The 20968-nt window shown below is 69.3% G+C and carries 16 protein-coding genes; 3 read left to right on the plus strand and 13 right to left on the minus strand.

From position 1 onward, the window contains the following. Nucleotides 1-45: 45 nt before the first annotated feature. From pafA to arc, 7 genes are all read right to left on the minus strand, one after another. Nucleotides 46-1407, minus strand: coding sequence for a Pup--protein ligase (pafA, locus tag AC3AGO_RS07850; protein ID WP_487819407.1), 1362 nt, complete (start codon nt 1405-1407; stop codon nt 46-48). A 9-nt stretch (nt 1408-1416) separates the two neighbouring features. Further along, nucleotides 1417-2697: an MFS transporter gene (locus AC3AGO_RS07855; RefSeq protein WP_487819408.1), complete on the minus strand. Its 1281-nt coding sequence runs from the start codon at nt 2695-2697 to the stop codon at nt 1417-1419. Between the two features lie 114 nt (nt 2698-2811). Beyond that, complete coding sequence (gene prcA, locus AC3AGO_RS07860) at nt 2812-3591, minus strand: proteasome subunit alpha (protein ID WP_487819409.1); 780 nt, start codon at nt 3589-3591, stop codon at nt 2812-2814. Nucleotides 3592-3650: 59 nt separating this feature from the next. After that, nucleotides 3651-4496 carry a proteasome subunit beta gene (gene prcB / locus AC3AGO_RS07865; RefSeq protein ID WP_487819410.1) on the minus strand — a complete coding sequence of 282 codons (846 nt, stop codon included), beginning with the start codon at nt 4494-4496 and terminating at the stop codon, nt 3651-3653. Nucleotides 4497-4620: 124 nt separating this feature from the next. Beyond that, nucleotides 4621-4839 carry a ubiquitin-like protein Pup gene (locus AC3AGO_RS07870; protein ID WP_487819411.1) on the minus strand — a complete coding sequence of 73 codons (219 nt, stop codon included), beginning with the start codon at nt 4837-4839 and terminating at the stop codon, nt 4621-4623. Between the two features lie 138 nt (nt 4840-4977). Then, the gene (gene dop, locus AC3AGO_RS07875; RefSeq protein ID WP_487819412.1) at nt 4978-6489 is read right to left on the minus strand and encodes a depupylase/deamidase Dop; all 1512 of its coding nucleotides are present in this window, start codon (nt 6487-6489) and stop codon (nt 4978-4980) included. A gap of 255 nt (nt 6490-6744) precedes the next feature. Continuing rightward, on the minus strand, nt 6745-8511 hold the full coding sequence (gene arc / locus AC3AGO_RS07880; RefSeq protein ID WP_487819413.1) for a proteasome ATPase: 1767 nt from the start codon (nt 8509-8511) through the stop codon (nt 6745-6747). Nucleotides 8512-8754: 243 nt separating this feature from the next. On the opposite strand from arc, the gene AC3AGO_RS07885 reads away from it, so the two are divergent. Further along, on the plus strand, nt 8755-9051 hold the full coding sequence (locus tag AC3AGO_RS07885; RefSeq protein ID WP_487819414.1) for a ferredoxin: 297 nt from the start codon (nt 8755-8757) through the stop codon (nt 9049-9051). 67 nt (nt 9052-9118) lie between these two features. Here the strand turns inward: AC3AGO_RS07885 and AC3AGO_RS07890 are convergent, their stop codons facing one another. The 3 genes from AC3AGO_RS07890 to AC3AGO_RS07900 all read right to left on the minus strand — a co-directional run bounded on the left by AC3AGO_RS07890 (nt 9119) and on the right by AC3AGO_RS07900 (nt 12427). Further along, nucleotides 9119-9736 (minus strand): hypothetical protein, encoded by a 618-nt coding sequence (locus tag AC3AGO_RS07890; RefSeq protein ID WP_487819415.1) that lies wholly within the window; start codon nt 9734-9736, stop codon nt 9119-9121. 226 nt (nt 9737-9962) lie between these two features. Beyond that, complete coding sequence (locus AC3AGO_RS07895; protein ID WP_487819416.1) at nt 9963-10871, minus strand: tRNA (adenine-N1)-methyltransferase; 909 nt, start codon at nt 10869-10871, stop codon at nt 9963-9965. A gap of 86 nt (nt 10872-10957) precedes the next feature. Beyond that, nucleotides 10958-12427 (minus strand): site-2 protease family protein, encoded by a 1470-nt coding sequence (locus AC3AGO_RS07900; RefSeq protein ID WP_487819417.1) that lies wholly within the window; start codon nt 12425-12427, stop codon nt 10958-10960. A 74-nt stretch (nt 12428-12501) separates the two neighbouring features. Between AC3AGO_RS07900 and AC3AGO_RS07905 the strand changes: the two genes are divergently transcribed. Together AC3AGO_RS07905 and AC3AGO_RS07910 are read left to right on the plus strand one after the other, a co-directional pair. Continuing rightward, nucleotides 12502-13551 (plus strand): RecB family exonuclease, encoded by a 1050-nt coding sequence (locus AC3AGO_RS07905; RefSeq protein WP_487819418.1) that lies wholly within the window; start codon nt 12502-12504, stop codon nt 13549-13551. Nucleotides 13552-13602: 51 nt separating this feature from the next. Continuing rightward, a complete protein-coding gene (locus AC3AGO_RS07910) occupies nt 13603-14274 on the plus strand; it encodes a response regulator (protein ID WP_487819419.1) in 672 nt (223 codons plus the stop codon). A gap of 145 nt (nt 14275-14419) precedes the next feature. Here AC3AGO_RS07910 and AC3AGO_RS07915 read toward each other — a convergent pair whose 3' ends face one another. From AC3AGO_RS07915 to metH, 3 genes are all read right to left on the minus strand, one after another. Next, nucleotides 14420-16021 (minus strand): ABC transporter substrate-binding protein, encoded by a 1602-nt coding sequence (locus AC3AGO_RS07915; RefSeq protein ID WP_487819420.1) that lies wholly within the window; start codon nt 16019-16021, stop codon nt 14420-14422. Nucleotides 16022-16316: 295 nt separating this feature from the next. Further along, a complete protein-coding gene (locus AC3AGO_RS07920; RefSeq protein WP_487819421.1) occupies nt 16317-17021 on the minus strand; it encodes an HAD family hydrolase in 705 nt (234 codons plus the stop codon). A gap of 206 nt (nt 17022-17227) precedes the next feature. Continuing rightward, nucleotides 17228-20743: a methionine synthase gene (gene metH / locus AC3AGO_RS07925; RefSeq protein WP_487819422.1), complete on the minus strand. Its 3516-nt coding sequence runs from the start codon at nt 20741-20743 to the stop codon at nt 17228-17230. Nucleotides 20744-20968: the final 225 nt, after the last annotated feature.

A 20968-nucleotide genomic window follows, 5' to 3' on the forward strand; every position in this document is an offset into this window, starting at 1 on the left:
GCACATCCGCTCGGACTGTGCGCACACGTACGTCTCAGATGCCGGTCACATGCCTGCGATCAGCTTCTCCACCCGCTCGTCGACCGAGCGGAACGGGTCCTTGCACAGCACTGTGCGCTGCGCCTGGTCGTTCAGCTTCAGATGCACCCAGTCCACGGTGAAGTCCCGGCGCTGCTCCTGCGCCCGCCGGATGAAGTCACCGCGCAGCCGGGCACGGGTGGTCTGCGGCGGCACCGACTTGCCCTCGAAAATCTTGAGGTCGTTGCAGATCCGCGCCGCCTGCCCGCTGCGCTCCAGCAGGTAGTAGAGCCCGCGGCGGCGGTGGATGTCGTGGTACGCGAGGTCTATCTGCGCGACCCGCGGATGCGACATGGTGATGTTGTTCTTGGCGCGGTAGCGGTCGATCAGCTGGTACTTCATCACCCAGTCGATCTCGGTGTTGACCTTGTCCAGCTCCTGGGTGCGCACGGCCTCCAGGGTGCGGCCCCACAGCTCCAGCACCTGCTCCACGCGGCCGGTGCGGATGCCGCGCCGGTCGCAGAAGTCCAGCGCCTTCTCGTAGTACTCCTGCTGCACCTCCAGCGCGGAGGCCTCCCGGCCGCTGGCCAGGCGCACCTTCCGCTGCCCCGTGATGTCGTGGCTGACCTCGCGGATGGCCCGGATCGGGTTCTCCAGGGTGAGGTCCCGCATCACCGTGCCGGCCTCGATCATGCGCAGCACGAGGTCGGTGGCGCCGACCTTCAGGAGCATGGTGGTCTCGGACATGTTGGAGTCGCCGACGATGACGTGCAGGCGGCGGTACCGCTCGGCGTCGGCGTGCGGCTCGTCGCGGGTGTTGATGATCGGCCGGGAACGGGTCGTCGCCGAGGAGACGCCCTCCCAGATGTGCTCGGCGCGCTGACTGACGCAGTACACGGCACCCCGCGGCGTCTGCAGCACCTTCCCTGCCCCGCACACCAGCTGACGGGTCACCAGGAACGGGATGAGCACGTCCGCCAGCCGTGAGAACTCCCCGTGCCGGGCCACGAGATAGTTCTCGTGGCAGCCGTAGGAGTTGCCCGCCGAGTCGGTGTTGTTCTTGAACAGATAGACGTCGCCCGCGATTCCTTCCTCGTGCAGGCGGCGTTCGGCGTCGACGAGCAGTCCCTCGAGAATGCGCTCGCCCGCCTTGTCGTGGGTCACCAGCTCGGTCACGTTGTCGCACTCGGGAGTCGCGTACTCCGGGTGCGATCCCACATCCAGATAGAGGCGTGCGCCGTTCCGCAGGAACACATTGCTGCTGCGGCCCCATGACACGACACGGCGGAAGAGGTACCGCGCCACTTCGTCAGGGGACAGCCTGCGCTGACCCCGGAACGTGCATGTGACGCCGTACTCGTTCTCCAGCCCGAAGATTCGGCGGTCCATGACTGAACATTACGCCTGATGACGTGATCTGAAACCGGGTTCGGGGGCACCGTTCCGATCATTTTCCGACCGTGCCAACGGGACTGACGCACCGCCAGGACCTGCGGGAGGAGCCGGCAGGGCGCGCACCGTCAGCAGTAGGACGCACAGCGCGGCCACACCGCCCGCTCCCGCCACACCGAACCCGGCCGCGGCACCGCCCGCTTCGAGGACCGGGCCCGTCACGGCCGTCCCCGCCGCGGTGCCCACGCCGAAGGTCGTGACGAGCCAGGAGAACGCCTCCGTCACCGTGCCCGCCGGGGCGTGCCGGTCCACCACCACGAACGAGCAGGCCAGCGACGGCGCGAGGAACAGGCCCGCGACGACGGTCAGCGCCGTCATGGCCGGCACGCCGGGAACCAGCGCCAGCGGCAGATAGCAGACCGCCAGCGCGGCCATCAGCCACCGCAGCCGGCGCTCGGCGGGACCGGCCCACTGCCGCGCGCCGTACAGCACGCCGCCGATGAGCGCGCCGACGCCGAGGCCGGACAGCAGCAGGCTGGAGACGAGCCGGTCGCCGTGGTCGTCCGCGTAGCCGACGGCCGCCACGCCGATGGTGCCCAGGGCGATCCCGACGAAGAAGAACGCGCCCAGCAGCGCCAGCAGTCCGGGCGAGCGCAGCGCGCCCAGCCAGTGCGCCGCACGGGGCTCGGAGCGCCACGCGCGGGACGGCGGCGACACGATGACGGAGAGCGCGCCCAGGACGCCGAGCAGCGCCAGGACGAGCAGCGCGGCCGTCTCGCTCCACAGGGCGACGAGCAGCGTCACGAGCAACGGGCCGACGGCGAACATGACTTCCTGCGCGACGGCGTCCAGCGCGTACGCGGCCTGCACGGCGCCCTCGCCGTGCGTATGCCGCAGGACGCCCGGCCACAGGGCCCGCAACGCCCCTTCCAGCGGCGGCGTGCACAGCCCCGCGACGAAGACCGCGGCGACGGCCACGGCGAGCGGCCCGGTGCCCGCGGCGGCGAACAGCGCCGTGCCCAGGGCCGATCCGAGTGCCGCGGGCAGCATCACGCGCGGCTGCCCGTACAGGTCGACGAGGCGTCCCAGCAGCGGCTGTCCCGCGGCGGTGGCGAGCCCGAACACGGCGGACAGCGCGCCCGCGAGGCTGTAACTGCCGCCCTCCGCACGGACGAACAGCACGATGGCCAGCGGGCCCGTGGCGTTCGGCAGCCGGCCCACCAGCGTGCCCACCAGCAGACGCATGGCATGCCGGGCACGCAGCAGTCCGGTGTAGCCCGTCCCCATCGGCGCGACTCCCCTCCTGAGGCGGTGCGCCGTCCGGGGCGGAGAAGCGCAGACGCCGTACGCGCGCGGCGTACGGCGTCATGCGTACCACCCCGGGAGGGCGGAGTCGCGGGATTATTCCTCCGTGCTCCCGCCCTCGGAGGAGTCCGCGGAGTCGTCGGAGGCCGGGGTGCCGGAGGACTCGGCGGCTCCGCCGCTCTCCTCCAGCAGCTGCGACAGCTGACGGCCCAGCACCCGCTTGAACTTCCGCTGCTGCTGGCGGCCGCGGTCGAGGACCGCGACCTCCAGCTGATCGGAGGTCAGTTCGCGCTCCCCGCCGTTGTTGTCCCGGTTGAGGGACTCCACGGCGAGCTTCAGTGCCTCGGACAGCGACATGTCGTCCCGGTGCCGCTGGTCGAGATAGGTGCTGATCTGTTCGGCGTTGCCGCCGACCGCGACCGAGCCGTGCTCGTCCACGATCGAACCGTCGTGCGGCAGGCGGTAGATCTGGTCGTCCTCGGGGGCCGGGCCCACCTCGGCGACGATCAGCTCCACCTCGTACGGCTTCTCGGCGCTGGAGGAGAAGATGGTGCCCAGCGTCTGTGCGTAGACGTTGGCGAGCCCACGGGCCGTCACGTCTTCGCGGTCGTAGGTGTATCCGCGCAGATCCGCGTACCGGACGCCGCCGATGCGCAGATTCTCGAACTCGTTGTACTTGCCGACTGCGGCGAAGGCGATCCGGTCGTAGATCTCGCTGACCTTGTGCAGTGCGCGCGAGGGATTCTCGGCGACGAACACGATGCCGTCGGCGTACTGCAACACGACCACGCTGCGGCCCCGGGCGATGCCCTTGCGGGCATATTCGGCACGGTCCGCCATGGCCTGCTGGGGTGACACATAGAACGGCGTCGACACCGGCTATCCGTCCCTTCCTGTCTGTAGTGCGTCCCTCGGGAGGACTCTCGGAAGAACCGTCAAGAGAGCGGAGCCTGCGGCCCGTTGGGCGACTGCAGCCGCCCCTCGTGCACCACCCGGGCCAGCTCCGAGACCTCCGTCTCGGACATCTTCCGGAAGCCGTCCTCACTGATGACCGTGACGATCGGATAGATCTTCCGGGTCATGTCGGGCCCGCCGGTGGCCGAGTCGTCGTCCGCCGCGTCGTACAGCGCCTGCAGCACCACGGACGCCGCCTGCTGCTCCGTCAGTTCGTCGCGGTGCAGCTTCTTCAGCGAACCGCGGGCGAAGACGGAGCCCGAACCGACGGCGGTGAAGCCGTACTCCTCGGAACGGCCGCCGGTGACGTCGTAACTGAAGATCCTGCCCTTGCCTCGCTCCAGGTCGTACCCCGCGAACAGCGGGACGACGGCGAGCCCTTGGAGCGCCATGCCGAGATTGCTGCGGATCATGGTGGAGAGCCGGTTCGCCTTGCCCTCCAGGGAGAGCGTGGAGCCCTCCACCTTCTCGAAGTGCTCCAGCTCCAGCTGGAAGAGCTTCACCATCTCCACGGCCAGGCCCGCCGTACCGGCGATGCCCACCGCGGAGTGCTCGTCGGCCGGGAACACCTTCTCGATGTCCCGCTGCGCGATGACGTTGCCCATCGTCGCCCGCCGGTCGCCGGCCAGCACCACACCGCCCGCGAAGGACGCCGCGACGATGGTCGTACCGTGCGGCGCCTGGATCGCACCCTCGACAGGCGGCAACGGCCGGTTCCCCGGCATCTGGTCCGGCGCGTGGTCCGAGAGGAAATCCATGAACGACGAGGAGCCCGGCGTCAGGAAGGCAGCCGGCAGACGCCCTGTGTCACGAGTGTTGGCTTCCACACGTTTCCTTCCACGAGATCGTGAAGTCAAGATCCTGAAATGCTGCACGGACCTTACCCGGGTCCGTGAAAATCACCCGTCCCGTGCCCCTGCGAAAAGGGGCACGGGACGGAGATCACGCGCCTTACTCTCCGCCCTTCTGCACGAAGGACCGGACGAAGTCCTCGGCGTTCTCCTCGAGGACGTCGTCGATCTCGTCCAGGACGGAGTCCACATCGTCCGACAGCGCCTCCTGGCGCTCCTTCAGATCCTCCGAGACCTGAGCTTCTTCCTGCTGCTCCTCGGTCTCCTCGGTCTGACGCTGCGCCTTCTGCTGGCCGCCGCCGGTGTCCTTGGTCGCCATTTCCCTCACCCCGCTCGGTTCGGTGTACGCGTGCGTACAAGATCAGACCCTACAAGCAGGGACTGACACGGGCCCTTCACTTCTTCCAACGTCCGGAAGCCACCGTGATGATTCCCGGTTCCGGGGAGTTATCAACGCTCACCCGCCGCTGAGCACCTTCACCAGCTCCTCCGCCGTGCGGCAGCGGTCCAGCAGCTCCTTCACGTGGTTCCGGGTGCCGCGCAGCGGCTCCAGCGTGGGCACCCGCTGGAGCGAGTCCCTGCCGGGCAGGTCGAAGATGACGGAGTCCCACGAGGCCGCGGCCACATCGTCCGCGTACTGCTCCAGACAGCGCCCGCGGAAGTACGCGCGGGTGTCCTCGGGCGGCTTGCTCACCGCGTCGCGCACGTCCTGCTCGTTCAGCAGCCGCTGGATCTTGCCGCGCGAGGCGAGCCGGTTGTAGAGGCCCTTCTCGGGCCGTACGTCGGCGTACTGGAGGTCCACCAGGTGCAGCCGGGGCGCGTCCCACTCGACGTTGTCACGGCGGCGGTAGCCCTCCATGAGCTCCCGCTTGGCGATCCAGTCGAGCTCGCCGGAGAGGCTCATCGGGTCGTTCTCCAGCCGGTTCAGCACGTCCTCCCAGCGCGCCAGCACATCCCCGGTCTGCTCGTCCACGTCCGAACCCCAGCGCTCCTCCACGTACTTGCGCGCCAGCTCGCAGTACTCCATCTGCAGCTGTACGGCCGTCAGCGTACGTCCGCTGCGCAGCGTGATCAGCCGTTGCAGGGAGGGATCGTGCGACACCTGGTGCAGGGTCCGTACGGGCTGGTCGACGGCGAGGTCCACGGTGATGAAACCGTCCTCGATCATCGACAGCACCAGCGCCGTGGTGCCCAGCTTCAGATAGGTCGACACCTCCGAGAGATTGGCGTCGCCGATGATGACGTGCAGGCGCCGGTACTTCTCCGCGTCCGAGTGCGGCTCGTCCCGGGTGTTGATGATGGGCCGCTTCAGCGTGGTCTCCAGGCCGACTTCGACCTCGAAGTAGTCGGCGCGCTGGCTGATCTGGAACCCGTGCTCGCTGCCGTCCTGGCCGAGCCCGACCCGGCCGGCGCCGCAGAACACCTGGCGGGAGATGAAGAACGGCGTCAGGTGCCGCACGATCTCGGAGAACGGCGTCTCCCGCTTCATCAGGTAGTTCTCGTGGGTGCCGTAGGAGGCCCCCTTGTTGTCGGTGTTGTTCTTGTAGAGGTGGATGGGCTGCGCGCCGGGCACCTCGGCGGCCCGCTCGGCAGCCTCGGCCATGATGCGCTCGCCGGCCTTGTCCCACAGGACCGCGTCCCACGGGTTGGTGACCTCGGGCGAGCTGTACTCGGGATGGGCGTGGTCGACGTACAGACGCGCGCCGTTGGTGAGAATGACGTTGGCGAGACCGATGTCCTCGTCGGTCAGCTGGCTGGCGTCCGCTGCATCGCGCGCCAGGTCGAAGCCGCGGGCGTCCCGCAGCGGGTTCTCCTCCTCGAAGTCCCAGCGGGCGCGCCGCGCCCGGTGCATCGCCGCCGCATAGGCGTTGACCACCTGGGACGAGGTGAGCATGGCATTGGCGTTGGGGTGTCCCGGCACGGAGATGCCGTACTCGGTCTCGATGCCCATTACGCGCCGTACGGTCATGCGGCCCTCCTTGCCCGGCGGCGGCCCGCCGTTGGGCCACCGCTCAAGTCCCGCTGCGCATCCGGCCCGTGTGCGGTCCCCTCTTCCGCACTGCGCGTGGCGGCGGTACGGAAGAGCCTAGAACGCCCGGGCTGAAGTGGGGAGATCACCTGGCGGACTTCCTCGGGGATGTCAGGAAACAATCCGGCTGCGGACACCCGCGCTCCCTGCCTCGGCAGGGAACAGCGGGGCATCCGCAGCCGGACCGTGTCTTCTCTACAGGTACTGACCGGTGTTGGCCACCGTGTCGATGGAACGACCGGTGTCCGCACCCTGCTTGCCGGTGACGAGCGTTCGGATGTAGACGATCCGCTCACCCTTCTTGCCGGAGATCCGGGCCCAGTCGTCGGGGTTGGTGGTGTTGGGCAGGTCCTCGTTCTCCTTGAACTCGTCGACACAGGCGGCGAGCAGGTGGGAGACGCGGAGGCCCCGCTGGTTCTGGTCGAGGAAGGCCTTGATGGCCATCTTCTTGGCCCGGCCCACGATGTTCTCGATCATGGCACCGGAGTTGAAGTCCTTGAAGTACAGGACTTCCTTGTCGCCGTTGGCGTACGTGACCTCGAGGAAGCGGTTCTCCTCGGACTCGGCGTACATCTGCTCCACGACGGACTGGATCATCGCGTCGACGGCGGCGTCCTTGCTTCCACCGTGCTCCGCGAGGTCGTCCGCGTTGAGCGGCAGCTTCGAAGTGAGGTACTTCGAGAAGATGTCCTTCGCGGCCTCGGCGTCCGGACGCTCGATCTTGATCTTCACGTCGAGACGGCCGGGACGGAGGATCGCCGGGTCGATCATGTCCTCACGGTTCGAGGCGCCGACGACCACGACGTTCTCCAGGCCCTCCACACCGTCGATCTCGGAGAGCAGCTGCGGGACGATGGTGTTCTCCACGTCCGAGCTGACACCCGAACCACGGGTGCGGAACAGCGAGTCCATCTCGTCGAAGAAGACGATGACGGGGGTGCCCTCGCTCGCCTTCTCCCGGGCCCGCTGGAAGACCAGGCGGATGTGCCGCTCGGTCTCGCCCACGTACTTGTTCAGCAGCTCCGGACCCTTGATGTTGAGGAAGTAGCTCTTCCCCTGGGGCTTGCCGGTCACCTCGGCGACCTTCTTGGCCAGCGAGTTGGCGACCGCCTTGGCGATCAGTGTCTTGCCGCAGCCGGGCGGTCCGTAGAGCAGAACGCCCTTGGGCGGCCGCAGTTCGTGCTCCTTGAAGAGGTCCGGGTACAGATACGGCAGCTCGACCGCGTCGCGGATGAGCTCGATCTGCCCGCTCAGACCACCGATCTTGGTGTAGTCGATGTCCGGGACCTCTTCGAGGACGAGTTCCTCGACCTCGCTCTTCGGCACGACCTCGTAGACGTATCCGGAACGGGGCTCGAGCAGCAGTGCGTCGCCGGCCCGGAGTGTGGCGTCCATCAGCGGCTCTGCGAGCCGCACCACACGCTCCTCGTCGGTGTGCCCCACCACCAGGGCCCGTTCGCCGTCCTCAAGGACTTCCTTGAGGGTGACGATGTCCCCGGCGCTCTCGTACTCCATGGCCTCGACCACGTTGAGCGCCTCGTTGAGCATGACCTCCTGGCCACGCCTGAGCTCTTCGAGCTCCACATTCGGGCTGACATTCACCCGGAGCTTGCGCCCGCCGGTGAAGATGTCCGCCGTGCCGTCCTCGTTCGCCTGCAGAAAGGCTCCGAAACCGGCCGGCGGCTGCGCGAGCCGGTCGACCTCCTCCTTGAGGGCCACGATCTGGTCGCGGGCCTCGCGAAGGGTGTTGGAGAGCCGTTCGTTCTGCGCGGACACGCCGGCCAGGTTCGTCTGCAGCTCGACGATCCGCTCCTCGAGAATCCGAGTATGGCGCGGAGAGTCGGCGAGCTTGCGGCGCAGGACGGCGATTTCCTGCTCGAGATACGCAACCTGCCCGGACGGGTCGTCGGACCCCCGACCGGGACGGATGCCGCGGTTAGTGTCGTCGTCGTGGGCTGCCACGGTCCTCACCTCCTCCAAGGGGAGCTGGACGCTTCCAGACCCTACCTGGGCCGGTGCAGGTTGAAACCCCTAGATCACAAAGACGGTCGGGGTGTGTCTGATCTTCACCCTCACGCACTCCCTCACAGCTGGGGGATACCCACCCGACAACATCGGAAAGCCGCCGGTTGTATCGTCAACACCGTCAACACCCCTCATGGGGGGCACTATTTCCCACGCGAGCACAGGAACGGCAGGCAGCGGATGAGCACCGGCGGCACGGACAACGAGGCTCTCGAAGTCTGGATCGACCAGGACCTGTGCACCGGTGACGGCATCTGTGCGCAGTACGCCCCCGAGGTCTTCGAGCTGGACATCGACGGGCTCGCGTACGTAAAGGACTCGGACGACGAGCTGCTGCAGACCGAGGGCGCCTCCGCGCCGGTCCCGCTGCCCCTCCTCACCGACGTGGTGGACTCCGCCAAGGAGTGCCCCGGCGACTGCATTCACGTACGGCGTGTTTCGGACAAGGTCGAGGTGCACGGCCCGGACGCCGCGTAGCGCCACCGCGCGGGCGCCGCCCGGCATCCGGGCCCGTCAGGAGGGGTCAATCCGCCCTGGGGAACGGTCAGACCGCGGCGGGCGCTCCCGCGACGGCGGCGGGCACGAGCCTGAACTTCCCTTGCTGCCACACCCACTTCACCTTGCGCTGCCGGTCCGGACAGCAACGCGGCACGTCCGCCGAGGAGTAGCCGAGCAGAGTGGCCGAAACCGTACGGCCGCGCACGGTGAAGTCCTTGACGTTCATCTTCTCGGTGGTCGGCACGAGCGTCTCCGTGACCTGCGGGCGGCCGCCCGCCTCCGGGGACGCGGCGAGCACGAACACCCCGTCGGGCGGGGTGCCCGTCTCCGAGTCGCAGCGCACGGCGGCGACGGTCTCGGTGCGTCCGTCGCCGTCGAAGTCCGCCGCACCGTGGCCTGTCACGCGCACTTTCGCGCCGGACTCGGTGCCGGCGCCGCGGCCCGCCCCGCAGTCCACGGGATAGACGGCGCGCGCCGCATCGGGGGCCGGTCCGCCGCGGGCGGGCGCGTGCGCCGCGGCAACTCCCGTACGGGCGGTGGCATCGGGGGGCTGGACGAGAGCCGCGCCGCCCATGACGACGGCGAGCGCGGCCGCGGTGGCGGCCCAGTGCACTGTGCGGGTGCGGTTACGAGTGCGGGCGGTCTGCGGCAGTTCCGTCGTCACGCCGGAGGGCTCCTGTGGGACGAGTGAGGCAAGTGCAGGGGGCACACGGGGGTGCCGAAAAGGAGGTGCCCAGCATCGTGCCATACGTCACACCGACGGAGAACGACGGGGGCGTTCGACACCCCCAAGTCCGCGCAAAAAAGCCGCCGCCGGGCTCCGCTGTGCGGAACTCGGCGGCGGCCGGGGCGTGTTGGGCCCGCGTACGGAACCCGGACGCGTGTACGGCTCAGGCCTGGGTGCGGCCCCCGGACTGACTGCCGGGGCCGGTGTAGTCCTCCCCGTACGCGCCCTTCGACGGGCGGCGGCGGCGCAGCGGCGGCTCCACGCCGTCGGCGAGCCGACGGGCCGTCAGGAGGAAGCCGGTGTGGCCGATCATGCGGTGGTCGGGGCGGACGGCGAGGCCCTCCACGTGCCAGTTGCGGACCATGGTCTCCCAGGCCTGCGGCTCGTTGAAGGTGCCGTGCTCGCGGATCGACTCCATCATCCGGGCCAGCTGCGTCGTGGTGGCGACGTAGCAGCAGACGATGCCGCCGGGGACCAGCGCCTTGGAGACCGAGTCCAGGCACTCCCAGGGGGCGAGCATGTCGAGGATGACGCGGTCGACCTCGGTGTCGGACATGTTGTCCTGGAGATCACCGACGGTGAGGGTCCAGGCGGGGTGCGGTTCGCCGAAGTAGCGCTCCACGTTCTTCTGGGCGATCTCGGCGAAGTCGGCGCGCCGCTCGTAGCTGTGCAGCATCCCCTGGTCGCCGATGGCGCGCAGCAGGAAGGAGCTCAGCGAGCCGGAGCCGACGCCGGCCTCGACGATGCGCGCGCCCGGGAAGATGTCGGCGTGCGCCAGGATCTGCCCCGCGTCCTTGGGGTAGACGACGGCCGCTCCGCGCGGCATGGACAGGACGTAGTCGGGGAGCAGGGGGCGCAGCGCGAGGTAGGCGACGTTTCCCGTGGTACGGACGACACTGCCCTCGGGAGCTCCGATCAGCTCGTCGTGGGGGAAGGCTCCCTTGTGGGTGTGGAAGCTCTTGCCCTCTTCGAGCGTGATCGTGTAAAGGCGTCCCTTGGGGTCGGTGAGCTGGACCTGGTCCCCGACCTTGAAGAGGCCGCGTCGGCGGGCGGCACCGGTCGGTTCGGACATGCGGACAGCCTAACGGTTCCCCGGGGCAGCCCTGTGCACTGGGCTTATGCGGAGCCCCAGGGCACAGCGCCGCCGGGGTCCGGGGATCACGCCGAGGGCTTGGCCATGGCGGCGACGAAGGCCCGTTCCACGTCGCCGGTGGACAGCACTCCGTAGATCTCCCCGGTGTCCTCGACCACGAGGTACTCGGTCGCGGGGGTGGCCCGCAGATGGTCCAGCAGCTCCTCGCCGGCGAGCTCCGCGGGGACGCGCATGCCCTCCTTGAGGTCCTGCGCCAGCGTGGAAACGGCCACCCACGGGCGCCGGTGTTCCGGTACGCCGACGATGGCGGCCTCCCGGACCAGGGACAGCGGGTCGCCCTTGCCGTCGACGACGACGAGGGCGCGGGCCCCCGCCTCGTTGGCGCGGCGCAGCCCCTCGGAGAGCGGGGTGTCGCTGCTGACGGGTACGGCGCGGCGGGTGAGCGTACGGGCGTTGAGCCGCGGCAGGCTCTCGCGCAGCCGGGCCATGCGCAGGCTGTTGCCCGCGCCGGTCCAGATGATCGCGGCGAGGATCGCGGCGAGCAGCGCGTCGGTGAGCGAGTCGACGCCGCTGATGCCGTCCTGGCTGAGCCCTCCGGCGTGGGTTCCCAGCGGCAGTCCGACGAGCACGGCGAGGGCGAGCGCGCGGCCCGTCCAGGCGGCGAACACGGTGCCGGTCATGGGCCGCCCGGTGAGCTTCCACACCAGGGCGCGGAGCATCCGGCCGCCGTCCAGCGGCAGTCCGGGCAGGAGGTTGAAGACGGCCACGATGAGGTTGGAGATCATCAGCCCGGCGAGCAGCACTCCGGGGACGGTGCCCGGGGTGACGGCCCGCATGCCGGCGTAGAACACCCCGGCGAGCACGAGGGAGAGCAGCGGCCCGACGAAGGCCAGCACGAACTCCCGGCCCGGGGTCTCCGACTCCTTCTCGATCTCCGAGACGCCGCCGAAGAACTGCAGCTGGATGCGGCGTACGGGCAGTTTGAAGCGCAACGCCGCGACGGTGTGGGCGAGTTCGTGCACCAGGACGGAGGCGTAGAAGGCGACCGCGAAGAACAGCGCGATGAGGTAGCGGGTGGCGCCGAGGTGCGGCAGCACCCGGTCGAGCTGCCCGCCGAACACCCAGGTGATGAGCGCGGCGACCAGGAACCAGCTCGGCGCGACGTACACCGGCACGCCGAACGGACGGCCCATCAGGATGCCGCCGCCGGTGGGCCGGGTACGGGGCCGTTCCCGCTCGCGCGCGGACCCGCCCGGGCCGGGTTTGCCGAGGACCGGGCCGCCCCCGGGGGAGGGTTTCCCGCCGGCGGGCGGCGTGTCGCCGGGGCCGTCGTCACCGGCGGGTTCGCCGCCGTCGGCGGGCTGTTCGCCGGCGGACGGCCGCGTTCCGGCCGCGGACGACGCCGGGCGGGTGTCCTCGCCCTGGTCGCCGCGCGCCGGCTCGTCGCCGCCTGTTCGCCGCTCGCCGCCGTTGTCCGTGTCCGCCACGGGTTCCCCTCTGCTGCTGCCTTCGCACCCGCCCTGCGCGGTTCCCATGATCATGCCGTGCGCGGGGGTGTGCGTCGATGGTATGCGCCTGGTGTCAGTGGCGGGTCGTAGGGTCGTACACCATGGGAACGCCAGCCGCCTCTCGCTCCTCTGGAGCAAACGGAACAAGCTCCTCTGGAGCCAATGGACACCGCGCCGCGCCGCCGAAGTCGCTCTCTCCTTCCCGGGCGGGGGACTTCATGCAGTGCCCGCTGCTCTACCGCTTCCGAGTGATCGACAAACTGCCGGAGAAACCGTCGGCCGCGGCCACCAAGGGCACCGTTGTGCACGCCGTGCTGGAGCGGCTGTTCGACGCGCCCGCGGGGCAGCGCAGCGCGCAGCGCGCGCGGTCGCTGGTGGCGGGCGAATGGGAGCGGCTGCTGGCGAAACGGCCCGAGTTGGCGGCACTCTTCGCCGACGACACAGCCGCGGACGGCACAGCTGACGACGGCTCAGCTTCCGGGACCACAGCGGACAGCGCGGCCGCGGACGGCGCGGCGGAGGCCGGGGAGCAGCCCGGGACGCCGGATCCCGCGCGGCTCGCGGAGTGGCTCGCGGAGGCGGAGAAGCTGGTCGAGCGCTGGTTCACGCTGGAGGATCCGACGCGTCTGGAGCCGGCGGAGCGCGAGATGTTCGTCGAGGCGAAGCTCGATTCCGGGCTGCGGCTGCGCGGCATCATCGACCGTGTCGACGTCGCCCCGACCGGCGAGGTGCGCATCGTCGACTACAAGACGGGCAAGGCCCCGCCGCCGGAGTTCCGGGACGGCCCGCTGTTCCAGATGAAGTTCTACGCGCTCGTGCTGTGGCGGCTGCGCGGTGTGGTGCCGCGCCGGCTGCAGCTGGTGTTCCTCGGCGGCGGCGGTGACGTCCTCACGTACGACCCGGTGGAGGAGGATCTGCTCGGCGTCGAGCGGAAGCTGCTGGCGCTGTGGGACGCCATCATGCGGGCGACGGAGACCGGCGACTGGCGGCCCAAACCCGGGAAGCTGTGCGGCTGGTGCGACCATCAGGCCCGCTGTCCGGAGTTCGGCGGCACTCCCCCGCCCTATCCGCTGACCATCCAGCCGAGGCTGCCGGAGCCGCGGGAGGGCGGGGCCGAGGGCGGGCCAGCGGAGCCCGCCGCCGGGAGCTGAGCAAGAATGGGGGCGTTCCGCGTCCCTGTCGCACTGCTTTGAGGAGATTCCGTGGCTGTCCGCGTTCTGCTGGTCGATGACCAGCCGCTGCTGCGCACCGGATTCCGGATGATTCTGGAGGCGGAGCAGGACATCGCCGTCGTCGGTGAGGCCGGTGACGGTCTGCAGGCTCTGGACCAGGTCCGGGCCCTGCAGCCCGATGTCGTGCTGATGGACATCCGGATGCCGCGCATGGACGGTGTGGAGGCGACCCGCCGGATCACGGGCCCCGGCAAGGACGGCCCCGCGAAGGTGCTCGTGCTGACCACCTTCGACCTCGACGAGTACGTGGTGGAGGCGCTGCGCGCCGGGGCCAGCGGCTTCCTGCTGAAGGACGCCCCCGCCGGTGAACTGGTGCAGGCCATCAGGGTGGTGGCGGCCGGCGAGGCCATGCTGGCGCCGAGCATCACGCGCCGGCTGCTCGACAAGTACGCGGGCAAGCTGCCGTCGGGCGAGGAGCCCGTTCCGGACACGCTGCACCAGCTGACGGAGCGTGAGGTGGAGGTGCTGAAGCTGGTCGCGCGCGGCCTGTCGAACGCCGAGATCGCCGCCGATCTGTTCGTCAGCGAGACGACGGTCAAGACGCATGTGGGGCATGTGCTGACGAAGCTGAGTCTGCGCGACCGCGTACAGGCGGCGGTCTATGCGTACGAGAGCGGCCTGGTCCGCCCCGGCACGCCGTAACGCACGCGCCGTACGGAGACGCACGCACCGCACGGAGACCTGCGCGCCGTTCGGAGACGTACGCGTCACAGTCGTACGCGAAGGGCCCGGCCCGCCGAGTGGCGGGCCGGGCCCTTCGTGTGCCGTGCGGATTGCCGACGGGGCGTCAGCTGCCCACGCCGCGGCCGAGTTCCCACAGCTGGAGCACGGAGTTGGAGTTCAGCGCCCACTCCACGCCGGTGATGTCGTCCCGCGCCGCGATGTACTGCTTGCCCTGCCACAGCGGCAGCAGCGGCACGTCGTCGGCGACGATGTTCTGCGCCCGCTCGAAGTCCGAGGCGGTCCCGGCGCGGTCGGCCTTCTGCCGGGTCGCGGGGATCAGCTGGTGGCGGATCTCGTTGTTGGCGTAGGGGGTGTTGAGGAAGTTGTTCCGCTCGAAGAAGGGCGCGACGAAGTTGTCCGCGTCCGGGAAGTCGGGGAACCAGCCGAAGCCGTAGACCTGGTAGGCGCCCTTGTTCGCCGCGGGCCGGTACGTCTTCCACGGCACGCCCTTGGTCTGCACGTCGAACAGACCGGTGGAGTTGAGCTGCTTCTTCAGCTCCTCGAACTCCTTGGCCGTGGTGGCCCCGTAGTGGTCCTGCGTGTAGTGCAGGGTGAGCTTCACCGGCGTGTCGATGCCGGCACCGCGCAGGGTGCGCCGCGCGGCGTCGGGGTCCGGTTCGCCGTACTTGTTGAAGAACGAGTTGGTGTGCCCCGTCACGCCGCTCGGCACGATGGAGTACAGCGGCTCCGAGGCGTTCTTGTAGACGTCCCGCACCAGCTTGTTGCGGTCGATGGTCTGCGCCATGGCGCGCCGGACGGCCTTCTTGCCCGCGACCGGTCCTTCGGTGTCGAAGACGAGGTAGCGGATCTCCTGGCCGGGCTGCTCGACCAGTTCGACATTGTCGTCCTTCGGCGACTCGAGCTCCTTGACCTGCTCCGGCGAGATGCTGCGGTTCATCACGTCGATGTCGCCGGCGGACAGGGCCTGCTGCATGTCGTCGGAGCTCTTGAAGAACCGCATCTGGATCCGGCTGTTCTTCACCTTGAGGCCGCCCGCGTAGTGCGTGTTGCGGGTGAACTCCGCCTTGTTGGTCTTCGGGTCGAACCCGTCGACCTTGTACGGACCCGAGCCGTGCATCTCGAAGCCGTGCACGAAGCTCTTCGCCGGGTACGACTGGCTGTCGACGATCGAGGCGGCGGGCGTGGCCAGCTTGTACGGGAAGGTCGCGTCCGGCTTCTTCAGGTGGAAGACGACCTCCTTGTCGCTGGTCGCCTCCACCTTGTCGACGTTGGTGAGCAACGAGGCCGGACCGTTGGCGTAGTTGATGCCGAGTACGCGCTTGATGGAGAACTCGACGTCCTTCGCGTCGACCTTGTGGCCGTTCGAGAAGCGCTGGCCGCCCTTCAGCGTGCAGCGGTACTGCTCGTTCTGCTGGTCGGTGAAGCCGCACCGCTGGGCCGCGTCCATCGTGGGCGTGGTGCCCGAGCGGGGCAGCCGCAGCAGCGTCTGGAAGGTGTTGCGCATGACGTTCCAGGCGCTGACGTCGTACGAGGCCGCCGGGTCGAACGGCGCCGGATTGTCCTTGGTGGCGGAGAAGTTGTCCGTCGTGCCCACGACGATGGGCTTCCCCTCGCCCTCCCCTTCGTCCGCTGCCCCGCCACAGGCGGCGAGCACGGACGCGAGCAGCCCCGCGAGCGCGGGCAGCACAAGGATCTTGCGGTTCATTGTCGGCGGTCTCCCTCGTCCGGCCAGGGGTTGCTGCAATGGTCGAAAGGCCGGAGAGCAGACGTTACTGCGTTCTACCGGGAGCAAGCGTCCGAAGTCCCGCCCCCGCGGCGGTGAGGGACGGGACGGACGAGTGTTACGGCCGGTAGTCGATCTTCCGGATCCGGAATGCGGACGGCAGTACGTATGGCGCGTCAGTGAACCAATAGGGACACAAGTGCCGGTGGATGTTCCGCCGCGTCACCTATCCACCACGCAGCGGCAGTTCCCCCGGACCTCACCGCTGTGACCAACGTCACCTGGTCAACGCACCCACCACGGACCGCAGGAATGTCAGGTCGACCTCTTCGAGCGAGCCGACGACCGTACGGCCCACGCCCGGTTCGACGGGGGCGAGCGAAGGCACCGCGACCACCCGGCAGCCGGCGGCCTCCGCCGAGGCGACTCCAGTGACGGTGTCCTCCAGCACGGCGCAGCGCGACGGGTCCGCGCCCAGCCGCGCGGCGGCGGTCAGATACGGGTCGGGGTGCGGCTTGGTGCGGGCCACCTCGTCACCCGCGACGGACAGCGCGAAGTTCTCCGCGCCCAGCGTCTCCAGCGTTCTGTCGACGACTGCCCGGTACGAGGCCGAGACGAGCGCGGTGGGCACCCTGTGCGCCGCCAGCTCGGTCAGCAGCCGCCGCGCGCCGGGCATCAGGGTCACACCGCGGTCCAGGCGCCGGATGAAGGCCTTGTTGAGCAGTGCGCTGACTTCCTCCAGGGTGATCCTCGCGCCCGTGGCCTCGATGAGGAAGCCCGCGCTGCGGCTCATGGGCCCGCCGATCACGACGTGCCGCCACTCGTCCCGCAGTGTGTGGCCCAGGTCCGCGAAGACCTCGACCTCGGCATCCCACCACGAGCCCTCCGTGTCGACGAGGGTGCCGTCCATGTCGAGGAGTACGGCCTGCAAGGACGAGCCTTCGGCCGTCAGTGTGCTGAGCGCCGAGACGGAACTGGTCATCCGCGAACGCCTCCCAAGGGACGAGAAGGCCGGCCACCCGTTTCCGACGGAAACGGACGACCGGCCTGTACCGGACCGAACAGTGTACGTCGTCCCCGGAAGGGGCGCGGGGAACTGCGCGAACACAAGCGCGGGCCGCACCCGCCCGTCCCGGCCAGGGACGGACGAGGCGGCCCGCGCTGTACTCCCGTGAAGCGGTCGGCGCGTTACCGCGCGTTGAAGTACTTCGCCTCCGGGTGGTGGATCACGATGGCGTCCGTGGACTGCTCGGGGTGCAGCTGGAACTCCTCGGACAGCTCCACGCCGATCCGCTCGGGCTGCAGCAGGTCCGCGATCTTCGCCCGGTCCTCCAGGTTCGGGCAGGCGCCGTAACCCAGCGAGAACCGCGCACCGCGGTACTGCAGATCGAACATGCCGGACATGTTGTCCGGGTCCTCGCCCGCGACGCCCAGTTCGGAGCGGACGCGCGCGTGCCAGTACTCGGCCATGGCCTCGGCAAGCTGCACGGAGACACCGTGCAGCTCCATGTAGTCGCGGTAGTTGTTGTTCGCGAACAGCTCCGCCGCGGCCGTGTCCACCTTCGAGCCGATGGTGACGACCTGCAGGCCGACCACGTCGGTCTCGCCGCTGTCCTCGGGACGGAAGAAGTCCGCCAGGCACAGGCGCCGGCCGCGGCGCTGCCGCGGGAAGGTGAAGCGCGTGCGCTCGCTGCCGTCCTCGTTGAGCAGGATCAGGTCGTCGCCCTTGGAGACACAGGGGTAGTAGCCGTAGATGACCGCCGACTCCAGCAGGTTCTGCGACTGGAGGTGGTCCAGCCAGCCGCGCAGCCGCGGCCGGCCCTCGGTCTCCACCAGCTCCTCGTACGAGGGGCCGTCGCCCTTGCGGGACTCCTTGAGCCCCCACTGGCCCTTGAACAGCGCGCCCTCGTCGATCCAGGACGCGTAGTCCTTCAGGCCGATGCCCTTGACGACCCGGCTGCCCCAGAAGGGCGGCTCGGGCACGGGGTTGTCGACGGCCACGTCCGAGCGGATGGAGCCGTCGTTGACCTCGGCCTCGGGGATCTCGATGTCCCGCTTGGGCACCCGGCGCTGCTTCAGCGGCGGCAGCTCGACGCCGGGCACGCCCCGCTTCACGCCCATGAGCGCATCCATGAGGCTCAGCCCCTCGAACGCGTCCTTGGCGTACCGGACTTCGCCCTCGTAGACCTCGTGCAGGTCCTGCTCCACGTAGGCCCGGGTGAGCGCGGCGCCGCCGAGGATGACCGGGAAGTCCCCCGCCATCTTGCGGGAGTTCAGCTCCTCCAGGTTCTCCTTCATGATCACCGTGGACTTCACCAGCAGGCCGGACATGCCGATGACGTCGGCCTTGTTCTCCTCCGCGGCCTCGAGGATCGCGGAGACGGGCTGCTTGATGCCCAGATTGACCACGGTGTAGCCGTTGTTGGTGAGAATGATGTCGACGAGGTTCTTGCCGATGTCGTGCACGTCGCCGCGCACGGTGGCGAGCACGATGGTGCCCTTGCCCTCCTCGTCCTCCTTCTTCTCCATGTGCGGCTCGAGGTAGGCCACGGCGGTCTTCATGATCTCGGCGGACTGGAGCACGAAGGGCAGCTGCATCTGGCCGGCGCCGAAGCGCTCACCGACCACCTTCATGCCGGCCAGCAGCGTGTCGTTGACGATGTCGAGCGCCGAGCGCTCGGCCAGCGCCTCGTCCAGGTCCGCTTCGAGACCGTTCTTCTCACCGTCGATGACGCGCTGCTGCAGCCGCTCGTCCAGCGGCAGCGCCGCCAGCTCCTCGGCCTTGCTGGCCTGCATCGACTTCATGTCGACGCCCTCGAACAGGGCCATCAGCGACTGCAGCGGGTCGTAGCCCTCTTCGCGCCGGTCGTAGATCAGGTCGAGCGCAGTCTTGACCTGCTCCTCCTCCAGCCGCGCGATCGGCAGGATCTTGCTCGCGTGCACGATCGCCGAGTCCAGGCCGGCCTTGACGCACTCGTCGAGGAAGACGGAGTTGAGGACGACACGCGCCGCCGGGTTGAGACCGAAGGAGATGTTGGAGAGGCCCAGCGTCGTCTGGACGTCCGGGTGCCGCTCCTTCAACTGCCGGATGGCCTCGATGGTGTTGATGCCGTCCTTGCGGGACTCCTCCTGACCGGTGCAGATGGTGAAGGTCAGGGTGTCGATGAGGATGTCCGACTCGCGGATCCCGTAATTGGTGGTGAGGTCCTCGATGATGCGCTCGGCGATCCGGACCTTGTGCTCCGGCGTACGGGCCTGGCCCTCCTCGTCGATGGTCAGGGCCATCAGCGCGGCGCCGTACTCGCGGGCCAGGGTGGAGACACGGGCGAACCGGGACTCGGGGCCGTCCCCGTCCTCGTAGTTCACGGAGTTGATGACGGCGCGGCCGCCCAGGCACTCCAGGCCCGCCTCGATGACGTCGACCTCGGTGGAGTCCAGGACGATCGGCAGGGTCGCGGAGGTGGCGAACCGGCTGGCCAGCTCCTTCATGTCCGCGACGCCGTCCCGGCCCACGTAGTCCACGCACAGGTCGAGCATGTGCGCGCCCTCGCGGATCTGGTTACGGGCGATCTCCACGCAGTCGTCCCAGCGGGCGTCGAGCATGGCCTCGCGGAACTTCTTCGAACCGTTCGCGTTGGTCCGCTCGCCGATCGCCATGTGCGAGCTGTCCTGGCGGAACGCCACGGACTGGTACAGCGAGGCGGCGCTCGGCTCGGGCTGCGGGTTGCGCTCGGCGGGCGTCGCGCCGCGCACGCGCTCCACGAGCTGCCGCAGGTGCTCGGGCGTGGTGCCGCAGCAGCCGCCGACGAGCGACAGGCCGTAGTCGCGTACGAAGGTCTCGTGCGCGTCGGCCAGTTCCTCGGCGGTCAGCGGGTAGTGCGCGCCGTCCTTGCCGAGGACGGGCAGACCGGCGTTCGGCATGCAGGAGATCGGGATCCGCGAGTTCTGCGCGAGGTAGCGCAGGTGCTCGCTCATCTCGGCCGGGCCGGTGGCGCAGTTCAGGCCGATCATGTCGATGCCCAGCGGTTCCAGCGCGGTGAGCGCCGCGCCGATCTCCGAGCCGAGCAGCATGGTGCCGGTGGTCTCCACGGTGACCGAGCAGATCAGCGGCAGGTTCGAGCCGATCGCTTCCTGCGCGCGGCGGGCGCCGATCAGCGCCGCCTTGGTCTGCAGCAGGTCCTGCGTGGTCTCGACCAGCAGCGCGTCGGCGCCACCGGTGATCATGCCCTCGGCGTTGATCTGGTAGGCGTCGCGCAGCTGGGTGTAGGGCGCGTGGCCCAGGGTGGGCAGCTTGGTGCCGGGGCCCATGGAGCCCAGCACCCAGCGCTGCCTGCCGTCCTTCGCCTCGTACTCGTCGGCGACGCCGCGCGCGATGGCGACGCCCTTCTCCGAGAGCTCGAAGTTCCGGTCGGTGATGTCGTATTCGTTCAGCGCCGCGAAGTTGGCACCGAAGGTGTTCGTCTCCACGCAGTCGACGCCGGCGTCGAAGAATTCGGCGTGGACGTTCCGGATGATGTCGGGTCGGGTGACGTTCAGGATTTCGTTGCAGCCCTCAAGCTGCTCGAAGTCGTCGAGGCTCGGGTCCTGCGCCTGGATCATGGTGCCCATCGCACCGTCGGCGACGACCACCCGCTCCGCGAATGCTGCGCGGAGCGCGTCGGCCCGGGGGTACTTGGCGGAGGACGTACTGCTCGGCGAGGCCATGAAGGTTGCTCCCTAAGGGTGCGACGGCTGTCGGCTATGCGGCTCACACGTGTCCTGTGGCGGAGCGCACCACGTCAGCGTATCGGTCTGGCACAAGACCTCAGGCAGGCGTCCGCTCGGCGGACACCGTGTTGGCCGGATGTCGCCGCTTTCGTCCCTTGATCCCCGCCCCCTGGTTTCCTCGGGCCGTGATCAGGCGATAGCGTTCGGCATTGTCGAACTTTC

The sequence above is a fragment of the Streptomyces sp. BL1 genome (assembly GCF_057628045.1).